This window comes from Thermostichus sp. MS-CIW-15 (genome assembly GCF_054060575.1).
In genome coordinates, this window is sequence record NZ_JBSSDI010000003.1 from 125,857 (window position 1) to 134,259 (window position 8,403).

At 58.5% G+C, this 8,403-nt stretch carries 11 protein-coding genes and 1 pseudogene; all 12 read left to right on the forward strand.

The genetic code is table 11. The annotated features are described in order from the left end of the window. Positions 1 to 316 precede the first annotated feature (316 nt). The 12 genes and pseudogenes from psbE (at position 317) to ACVW0R_RS02085 (ending at position 8,246) form a co-directional block, all read left to right on the forward strand. Entirely contained in the window at positions 317 to 562 is a 246-nt protein-coding gene (psbE, locus tag ACVW0R_RS02030) for a cytochrome b559 subunit alpha (protein ID WP_011431225.1), read from the forward strand. Positions 563 to 645: 83 nt separating this feature from the next. After that, positions 646 to 789 carry a cytochrome b559 subunit beta gene (gene psbF, locus ACVW0R_RS02035; protein WP_011431224.1) on the forward strand — a complete coding sequence of 48 codons (144 nt, stop codon included), beginning with the start codon at positions 646 to 648 and terminating at the stop codon, positions 787 to 789. A 5-nt stretch (positions 790 to 794) separates the two neighbouring features. Then, complete coding sequence (locus ACVW0R_RS02040; RefSeq protein ID WP_011431223.1) at positions 795 to 920, forward strand: photosystem II reaction center protein L; 126 nt, start codon at positions 795 to 797, stop codon at positions 918 to 920. 140 nt (positions 921 to 1,060) lie between these two features. Beyond that, positions 1,061 to 1,180: a photosystem II reaction center protein J gene (locus ACVW0R_RS02045; protein WP_011431222.1), complete on the forward strand. Its 120-nt coding sequence runs from the start codon at positions 1,061 to 1,063 to the stop codon at positions 1,178 to 1,180. Positions 1,181 to 1,484: 304 nt separating this feature from the next. Continuing rightward, positions 1,485 to 2,555: pseudogene (locus ACVW0R_RS02050) on the forward strand (RNA-guided endonuclease InsQ/TnpB family protein). A gap of 359 nt (positions 2,556 to 2,914) precedes the next feature. Further along, positions 2,915 to 3,220, forward strand: a complete 306-nt coding sequence (locus tag ACVW0R_RS02055) for a TMEM165/GDT1 family protein (protein ID WP_099812838.1) — start codon at positions 2,915 to 2,917, stop codon at positions 3,218 to 3,220. A gap of 107 nt (positions 3,221 to 3,327) precedes the next feature. Next, positions 3,328 to 3,480 carry a hypothetical protein gene (locus ACVW0R_RS02060; protein ID WP_011431218.1) on the forward strand — a complete coding sequence of 51 codons (153 nt, stop codon included), beginning with the start codon at positions 3,328 to 3,330 and terminating at the stop codon, positions 3,478 to 3,480. A gap of 98 nt (positions 3,481 to 3,578) precedes the next feature. Continuing rightward, positions 3,579 to 4,343, forward strand: a complete 765-nt coding sequence (gene pyrH / locus ACVW0R_RS02065) for a UMP kinase (protein ID WP_011431217.1) — start codon at positions 3,579 to 3,581, stop codon at positions 4,341 to 4,343. A gap of 120 nt (positions 4,344 to 4,463) precedes the next feature. Next, on the forward strand, positions 4,464 to 5,585 hold the full coding sequence (gene mltG / locus ACVW0R_RS02070) for an endolytic transglycosylase MltG (RefSeq protein WP_099812840.1): 1,122 nt from the start codon (positions 4,464 to 4,466) through the stop codon (positions 5,583 to 5,585). A 43-nt stretch (positions 5,586 to 5,628) separates the two neighbouring features. Next, positions 5,629 to 6,117 carry a YqeG family HAD IIIA-type phosphatase gene (locus ACVW0R_RS02075; RefSeq protein ID WP_011431215.1) on the forward strand — a complete coding sequence of 163 codons (489 nt, stop codon included), beginning with the start codon at positions 5,629 to 5,631 and terminating at the stop codon, positions 6,115 to 6,117. Between the two features lie 261 nt (positions 6,118 to 6,378). Continuing rightward, positions 6,379 to 7,026 (forward strand): thermonuclease family protein, encoded by a 648-nt coding sequence (locus tag ACVW0R_RS02080; RefSeq protein WP_011431214.1) that lies wholly within the window; start codon positions 6,379 to 6,381, stop codon positions 7,024 to 7,026. Positions 7,027 to 7,295: 269 nt separating this feature from the next. Further along, positions 7,296 to 8,246, forward strand: a complete 951-nt coding sequence (locus tag ACVW0R_RS02085) for a LysR substrate-binding domain-containing protein (RefSeq protein WP_011431213.1) — start codon at positions 7,296 to 7,298, stop codon at positions 8,244 to 8,246. Positions 8,247 to 8,403: the final 157 nt, after the last annotated feature.

Sequence of the window (8,403 nt, forward strand, 5' to 3'; positions counted from 1 at the left end):
AGCTGTTACTCCTGTTCCGTTGACATCCCCTCAGAGCCAGCTTATCTCAAAGTTCCGCCGTGTCCTCAAGCCCTCGATGTCAGTCGCGATTGCGCCCTTTGGCAGTGGGATCCCCTACCCCAGGCGCTCCGGCTCACGCTGCCCTAGAGTTGAACTCAGAGGCTGTTAGGAGATCTTACCTATGCAAGGATGGGGCCTCGCTTGGCGGCAAACAGCTTGAGCAATTGTCTTGTAACTTGTAGCTGTGCATGCAACTCCTTATCATTGTGTTATAGACTCAAAGAGCCCTTTTGCCCCTAGTGCAGGGAGGAGTTTCATGGCTGGCAACACTGGAGAGCGACCTTTTGTCGATATTATTACCAGCGTCCGCTACTGGGTTATTCATGCCCTGACCATTCCCGCTTTGTTTTTGGCGGGCTGGCTTTTTGTCAGCACCGGCTTGGCTTATGATATCTTTGGCACCCCGCGCCCCAATGAGTATTTCACCGCAGAGCGGCAGGAGTTACCGATTGTCAGCGACCGCTTCAACGCTCTTGAGCAACTGGAAAAGTTAACTCGCTAGGAAAGAGCAGGGCCAGGCTGGCAACTCTTTAGTTGTTGCGATTTGTAAATCTATTTTGCGTTCCAAGATGCAGGATCTGGACTATGGCGACCAAATCTGTTAACAAACCTGACGAGCCTGTTTTCTACCCCGTTTTTACTGTCCGTTGGTTGGCGGTGCATACTTTGGCGATTCCAACCGTTTTCTTTTTGGGAGCTATTGCCGCAATGCAGTTTATTCAACGGTGAACCCCATGGCTGATCAACCTGAGAAGAATCCCAACACCCAGCCGGTAGAGCTAAACCGCACCTCCCTATACTTGGGCTTGCTGCTGGTGTTTGTGGTGGGGCTGTTGTTTTCCAGCTACTTTCTCAACTGAGACTTCACTTGTCTCTGGTCTTAAGTTGAGAAAAAGCTGCAGGGATCAATGTAGGCTTACCTTAGCCAGCCCTTGGTTCTCTTTGCAGACTACGGGTGCAACTTTTTAGACCTATCTTTTTCTTCTGGAGGCCAGTTGCTATGACTAGTCAGGCAAGGATCCCTCTGTGGATAGTGGCTGTGGTTGTCGGTTTGGGTGTGGTCACGGTGGTTGGGCTTTTCTTCTATGGCTCCTATACCGGTCTTGGAGCGCCCGTGTAGTTTAGACAAGTAGAGGAGGGCGAGGGGCAGTAATCTAGACAGACCCCTCGCTCTGTTTCGTTTCGGGGTATGCGGGTCAGCTAGAAACCGCGGGAGCTCCCCTGTACCCCCCTATATCCCCCCGCCCAGCCCCCCTGTATCCCCCCGTATACGGGGGGACTGGGGGGCCGGGGGCCGGGCCGGTCAGTGACGGGAGGAATGCGGTCTGTTGATGTATAGTTACAGCATGCCCCAAGTCTTGACTATCAAACTGTTCGCGCTAGCGGGACGGAGTCCTTAGGTATCGGAGTCGCAAGCCGCCAAGCTGGATGCGACTCTGGACGCCTTTGTGCAGGCCTTGAACTGGGTGAATGAGAACACACCAGAGAAGATAGTCAACGCCGTCAAGCTCCAATCTCTCTGCTAGCGCGAGATTCGTACCTGCTTTGGGCTATCCTGGCACAACAGGTATGCAGACGGGTGGCAGGGTCGCGTAAGGTTGCCCGGCAACAGAACTGTCCGGTCAAGGCCTTCAAGGCAGGCTTCGTGACCTACGATGCCCGCATCTTTTCCTTCCGCGAGAACGACTGGACGGTGTCGCTGACCACCGTAGAGGGTCGGGAACGCTTTGAGTTGGCCATTGGCAACTATCAACGAGGGATGCTGGCCGGCACCAATCCCAAATTGGCCACGTTGGTCAAACGCAAAGAGGGTTCTCACTACATCCAGATTGGCGTCGAGCCAGACACCCCCAAGGCGATGGGGGTGGACTTGGGGAGGAGAGATATTGCCCATACCTCAGAGGAGGACAACTGGAATGGACAGCCGTTGAACCAGGTCAGAGACCACTCCTCCCGGCTGCGGGCGTCACTTCAACGCAAAGCCAGTCAGGGCACAAGATCTAGTCGGCGCAGATGCCGCCAACTCTTGCAACGGCTGTCTGGTCAGGAGAGACGCTTGCAAACCTGGGTCAATCCCTGCATCTCCAAAGCGATTGTGTCGAGGGCGCAGGCCACCCACAGTTTTATTGCCCTGGAAGACCTGAGTGGCATTAGGGAGCGCACCAACCGACAGCCGCGCAGTTAAGATAGAGCGGCGGCGGTCGAATAGTTGGGCGTTCTATCAACTGAAGCAGTTTGTGCAGTACAAGGCGCTGCGGGCCGGGATCCAGGTTGGGGTGGTGCCGCCTGCCTACAGCTCGCAGACCTGCCACCCGTGCCTGTGGATTGGGCAACGGGAAGGGAAGCATTTTCGTTGTGTGAACTCGGTCTGTGGCTGGAAAGGGGATGCAGATTTTAACGGTGCCAACGTGATTGCATTATTGGGGGCTGCTGTAAACCAGCCCCCCTACCTCCCCCCGTATACGGGGGGTTGGGGAGCGGTCGGAGCCCGGTAGTTTACACATCTCCCGTGAAGGGGAAGGGTGGCTTTGACACTCCCACCCAGGGGATTCTTACGCAGCCCAAAGTGGACTCGCGAAGGCGCTGTCAAGACGCCTCTAGACAGTCCTTTGAGGCATAACCTCAAAGTTCTGCTTACTTCGGACTTAAGTTCCTCCAGGTTAGTTATTGCCACGCGGGTTTTGCACCGCAGTAGGTTGTTTTCCTGGAGAAGCTCTGTACTAATAACAAAGAAGCAACTAAAGTGGCTCAAGGGCTTTTCCGCCGCGTACTCAAGTACGGGGCTACCAAGCTATCCTCTTGTGTAAGAGCAACGTGGCTACAGAGAAACGTGTTGAGCCAGCACAGCAGTCAGATGTTCTCTTTCTTGAAACAGACAGCGGCGCGAGCTGCTCTGGTCAGCTTCGGCTCAATTTTGCTGGCCGAAATGGGCGATAAAACCCAGTTGGCCACCCTGCTCCTCAGCGCCCACTCGCAAAATCTTGGGGTGATCTTCTGCGGAGCTGCTGCTGCCCTAATCAGCACCAGCTTCATTGGGGTATGGGCGGGGGCTTGGGTAGCGCGAGTCATCCCCCCCCGCTGGATCAAAACCTCGGCAGGCGTGGGGTTCCTCCTGATCGGCCTATCTCTGCTCTGGGGATCCCTGCCCATAGCTGGCTGAGCAGAGGCCTTCAGGATGGCTCCGGCAAAGCATGTTACGATTAAGGACGCCTCGCACTCCACCTGAGTGCCTCACTTTATGCCGGACAACCGGTCAGGAAGACCAGCATGGCCAAAAAACGCAACCTGAAGCGGGAAAAAGCCGAGCGCAACCGCGAGTATGCCAAGCAGTTTCAGAAAAGTCGTGCTCGCAATAGCCGCCGCTTCCGTTCTGTTCCTCGGGATCAGGAGGCCAGCGCTGGCGAAGAACAGCAGCCGTGATGGCAAGTTCGTCGAGAGGCTCTGTTGACCAACACCCTGACCGGAGCTAGCCCAGCAAAGCTGCTATTGTAGGCAGGGGTGGGCTGGAGCGGATAGCCATGAAGTACCGACGTATTCTGCTGAAGCTGAGCGGTGAAGCCCTGATGGGGGAACGTCCCTACGGGATTGACCCCGAGGTCTTGCAGTCCATTGCCAGTGAAGTAGCCTCGGTGGTGCGGGCGGGCGTGCAGGTGGCGATCGTGGTGGGAGGGGGCAATATCTGGCGCGGGCGCAAGGAAGCGGCTGCCCAGGGGATGGATCAAGCTTCTGCTGACTACGTGGGGATGTTGGCCACCGTCATCAACGCCTTAACCTTGCAAGATGCCATCGAGCGGGCCGGGATCCCGACGCGGGTGCAGACGGCCATTGCCATGCAGGAGGTGGCAGAGCCTTACATTCGTCGCCGCGCCATTCGTCACCTGGAAAAAGGGCGGGTGGTGATCTTTGGGGCAGGCTCTGGAAATCCCTTCTTCACCACCGACACGACTGCGGCCTTGCGGGCGGCGGAGATCGATGCCGAGGTGATCTTCAAAGCCACCAAGGTGGACGGGGTTTATGACGCGGATCCCAAGACCCATCCTCAGGCCCGCCGCTACGATGTCCTCAGCTACCAGGATGTGCTTACCCGCGATCTGCGGGTGATGGACAGCACTGCCATCGCCCTCTGCAAAGAAAATCAACTACCCATCGTGGTTTTCGACTTGACCACTCCCGGCAACATCTACCGGGTGGTGCAAGGGGAGCCCATCGGCACTTGGATTGGACAAACAACTCCCAAGAGCAATGGGATCCCTGCCCGCCTGGCCCAGGAGAGCGGATCCTAAGTGGGATAGGCCGAGGCTACACTGGGGGTGGCCCTAACTGACCGGTGACGGCCTGAAGATCTCTTCTGGCCACGCTAACCTGGCCAGAGGATGTGCTGTCGCGATGTGGAGGGGAAGGCGATGACCGATCACCGCGATCCCGCCTCGCCCGAAGGCCTGATCGCCCAAAGTGCTCCGCCCCGCTGCCGCCAACGCTGGGGTCGCCGTCTAGTGCAAGGCTTAGCTTTCCTGGTGGCCTTGGCCGTTGGATTTGGCTACTGGCGCTGGCAGACCTGGCTTCAGCCGCTGGGTGGCCCAGAGCCAATCCAGGTGGTGATCCAGCCGGGCAGCAGCAGCCGTTTAATCGGGAAACAACTGCACCAAGCGGGGGTGATCCGCTCTGCCTTGGCCTGGGAGCTGTGGAGCCGCACCTTTGGACGCGACTGGCTGTTTCAGGCAGGTACCTACGCTTTGGATCCCAACCAAGACATGCTATCCGTAGCCCGACAACTGCGGCAGGGCCGGATTCTGCAGCGGCGGCTGACCATCCCGGAGGGCTGGCGGATCGAGCAGATGGCGGCGGCCTTGGCGGAGCGCAACTGGTTGGCAGCCGATGTTTTCATCGCCACGGCCCGCGTGATCCCTCCCCTCGATTGGCTGCCCCCCAGCTTGAACTCCCTGGAAGGCTACCTCTTCCCCGACACCTATCTTTTTCCTGTCGAACAGGTGGAGGGATCCCTGCCGGATCAGCAAAAAGCCGAGATTGTCATCAACGCCATGCTGCAGCGGTTTGCCGCCGTGGCCCTACGCCTGTTTCGCCAGCACACTACTTCCCTCTCCTTGCATGAGTGGGTTACCTTGGCCAGCATTGTGGAGCGGGAGGCCGCCGTGCCGGAGGAGCGTGCCTTAATCGCGGGCGTCTTTTTGAACCGGCTCAAAAAGGGAATGCCCTTGGGAGCCGATCCGACGGTGGAATATGCCCTGAACATCCAGCAGACGCCAGATCGCCGCCTCACCCTTGCCGAGGTGCGTACCCCCTCCCCCTACAACACCTACCTCACCCCCGGCTTGCCCCCTGGCCCCATCGCCAGTCCGGGCTTGGCCAGCCTCAAAGCCGTTTTGGAGCCTGAGGAGACCGATTACCTCTACTTTGTGGCCCGCTACGACGGCACCCATGTTTTCAGCAAGACCCTAGCCGAGCACGAGGCAGCTCAACGGCAAATCCTCCGCGAGCGGCAGGGATCCCCGCCCACTTCGCAATGAGAAGGTCAGGAGCATTGGCAGTTGGTGGCTGAAAAGGTTCTCGATGGTACGCAAACCTTGGTTCAAGCTCCTGCAACCGGATGTGGTGGTGGCCGGCACTGTCTTGCGGCTGCGGGCAGAAGATCTGTTGGCCTGGCAGGTGAGGGGCGTCATCTTCGACGTGGACGACACGCTGGTGCCGATCCGCCAGGCTGAGGTGGATCCGGCTGTGGCCGCCTGGCTGGAGCAATTGCGCCCCCACTTTCAGATTTGGCTGGTGAGCAACAACCTCAACCGCAACCGCATTCGCCAAATCGGCGAGAGCTTGAACCTGCCTTCCATTCACGGCGCCGGCAAACCCTCGCGGCGCGCTCTGCGGCGGGCTGTGGCGCAAATGAACCTGCCGGTGGAGGCGGTGGCCATCGTGGGCGATCGCCTGTGGACGGATATCCTGGCGGGCAATCGGCTGGGCTTGGTTACCGTATTGGTCAACTCCCTCCTGCCCAAGACTCTGGAGAAGAGCCCTGCGGCCATCCTGGATCCCCGCGTTTGAGAGATTCTTTGGACAACCTCACCCCCGTCCCCTCTCCCAGAGGGAGAGGGGAGCTAGGAAATAACGTAACGAGCCGTTTCATTTTTGAAATGACTCTATAGGTTGTCAGGGGGTGGCGCATCCGCAAGTTGAAATCGAGAGACAGCTTGCAGAACTGACCCATCTGCCCAAGTTTTTTGTAGAGTGACGGCAGTGAGCCGGCTCCGGCATTGGGCCCGCCGGGTGGCGGTGTAAAGGCAGCGTCAAATTCAAAGGTTAAGCATGCAAACCATCCCTGTCGTCAAGTCCGCCATGCAACGGGTGAAGTCCATGATGCAGAAATCGCTGCGGTCTGTTCCCATCTCTCACCGTCCCAAGTCTCTGTTGATATCCCAGGGACGGAGTTTAATTAAGCTGAGCAGCCTGCTGGCCTTGCCCTTGCTGGTCTCGGCATGGCCCGCTTGGGCCTTGACCTTGGTGGCCCGTCCGGATCTACGCAGCCTCAAACGGGCACAAGTCATTCGGGTGGTCGATTACAACACCCTGGTTGTCCAGCTCGAAGGGGACTTGAATTTGCGGCTGGTGCAACTGATCGGGATTGCTCCTCTGCCGGCAGAGCTCAATCCTACGTGGACGAAGCTGCGCGGGCAAACCCCTCTGCCCATCTCCAATGCTGGTCAATACCTGCAGACGGCTTTGCTGGGGCGCGAGGTTTTCTTGGAGTTGGATCCCGCTCTGGCCCCCACCCCCACCCTGCCTGCCTACGTTTGGCGGGCCAATACCCTCATCAACCAGGAAATGCTGTTTTTGGGGCATGGCCTACTGTCGCCGCAAACCAATGGCCTCAAGTACGGCGTCATTCTCAAAGAGGCAGCCAATGCGGCAAGGCAACAGGGGCGCGGCTATTGGACGCCCTATGGCCCTCGCTAGAGGGAAGCCAAAGACAGGTCCAGAGCCGCCTGGCCCTTGGGGATGGCTCTCAACTTCAACAAACAGTTTCAACGGCTCTTCGGGAGAGGCGCTCCACCCCAGATCCCGTCCAAAAGGCGGGAGCGAGCCGTTCTCTCGAGATTGCTCACCTTTTGTATTTTCTTAGTATTTAGCCTGCTTATATATGATGATCTCAGGCGGGCTTTCGATCCTGGGCTGCCGAGTTCGCTGGGTTGGAAGGGATCCCGCTGGGTGATTTGGAGTTCCCTATGGCGGATGAACTGCCGTTTACCCTGGATCAGCTCCTCATCGTTCAGGCGATTGCGCAGCAGGGGAGTTTTCGGCGGGCTGCGGAGAGCCTGTTTGTCTCCCAGCCAGCGGTCAGCTTGCAGGTGCAGAACCTGGAGCGACAGTTGGGAGTGGTGTTGTTTGACCGCGGCGGGCGCAAGGTGGAGCTGACGGATGCGGGGCAGGTGTTGCTGCACTACAGCGAGCGCATCCTCAAGCTCTGCCGGGAAGCGGTTCAAGCTCTGGCCAATTTGCAAGAGATGGGAGGGGGGCACTTGGTTTTGGGGGCCAGCCAAACGGTGGGCACCTACGTCATGCCCTCTTTGATCGCGCAGTATCACCGCAGCTATCCCCAGATTTCGGTGCAGCTCTTGGTGCAATCCACACGGCGAATTGCCCAGAAGCTGGTGGAGGGTCGGCTGGATCTGGCCATTGTCGGCGGGGAGATCCCCTTTGACTTACAGCGGCATTTGAAGGTGATTGCTCTGGCGGAAGACGAATACGTGTTGGTCGGCGCCCCCAGCTGTGCCCTCGATGCTCCCGCCCTTGTGGATCTGTTGACTTTGCCCTTCATTACCCTGGATCCCCAGTCTTCCACGCGGCAGACCATCGACCGGGTGCTGAATCGCCACGGCATCAACCCGGGCCAGCTAAATGTACGGCTGGAACTCAGCTCGATTGAGGCAATCAAGAATGCCGTCCAGGCTGGCTTGGGGGTGGCTTTTTTGTCGATGGTGGCGGTGGGCTCCGACTTGGAGCAAGGGCGGCTGAAAAAGCTGGCGGTGGAAGGGCTGCAGATACGGCGCACCCTTTGGCTGGCGTTTAACCCGGAGCGCTATCAATCGCAGGCGGCCACCCGCTTTCGCGAGGGGCTGCTGAGCTGCCAAGACTGGCTGAAAACTCCCCCTCCCCACTTACAGTTGCTCGCTTGAGTGACATCCTCTCCCGCTAAGCCCTGACGGGCTGTAGACGGGAGCTTCCGAGAATCACTTCTCGGAGTTGCTGCTTCAACGGACTGGTAAACCAGGATCCTCCACAGCCAGAGAGCGGCAGTCCCACCGCCCCCCTATATCCCCCCGTATACGGGGG

Excerpts from the sequence above, each read along its gene's own strand:
- psbE (WP_011431225.1), top strand. The coding sequence starts at position 317 with ATGGCTGGCAACACTGGAGAGCGACCTTTTGTCGATATTATTACCAGC.
- psbF (WP_011431224.1), top strand. The coding sequence starts at position 646 with ATGGCGACCAAATCTGTTAACAAACCTGACGAGCCTGTTTTCTACCCC.
- ACVW0R_RS02040 (WP_011431223.1), top strand. The coding sequence starts at position 795 with ATGGCTGATCAACCTGAGAAGAATCCCAACACCCAGCCGGTAGAGCTA.
- ACVW0R_RS02045 (WP_011431222.1), top strand. The coding sequence starts at position 1,061 with ATGACTAGTCAGGCAAGGATCCCTCTGTGGATAGTGGCTGTGGTTGTC.
- ACVW0R_RS02055 (WP_099812838.1), top strand. The coding sequence starts at position 2,915 with ATGTTCTCTTTCTTGAAACAGACAGCGGCGCGAGCTGCTCTGGTCAGC.
- ACVW0R_RS02060 (WP_011431218.1), top strand. The coding sequence starts at position 3,328 with ATGGCCAAAAAACGCAACCTGAAGCGGGAAAAAGCCGAGCGCAACCGC.
- pyrH (WP_011431217.1), top strand. The coding sequence starts at position 3,579 with ATGAAGTACCGACGTATTCTGCTGAAGCTGAGCGGTGAAGCCCTGATG.
- mltG (WP_099812840.1), top strand. The coding sequence starts at position 4,464 with ATGACCGATCACCGCGATCCCGCCTCGCCCGAAGGCCTGATCGCCCAA.
- ACVW0R_RS02075 (WP_011431215.1), top strand. The coding sequence starts at position 5,629 with ATGGTACGCAAACCTTGGTTCAAGCTCCTGCAACCGGATGTGGTGGTG.
- ACVW0R_RS02080 (WP_011431214.1), top strand. The coding sequence starts at position 6,379 with ATGCAAACCATCCCTGTCGTCAAGTCCGCCATGCAACGGGTGAAGTCC.
- ACVW0R_RS02085 (WP_011431213.1), top strand. The coding sequence starts at position 7,296 with ATGGCGGATGAACTGCCGTTTACCCTGGATCAGCTCCTCATCGTTCAG.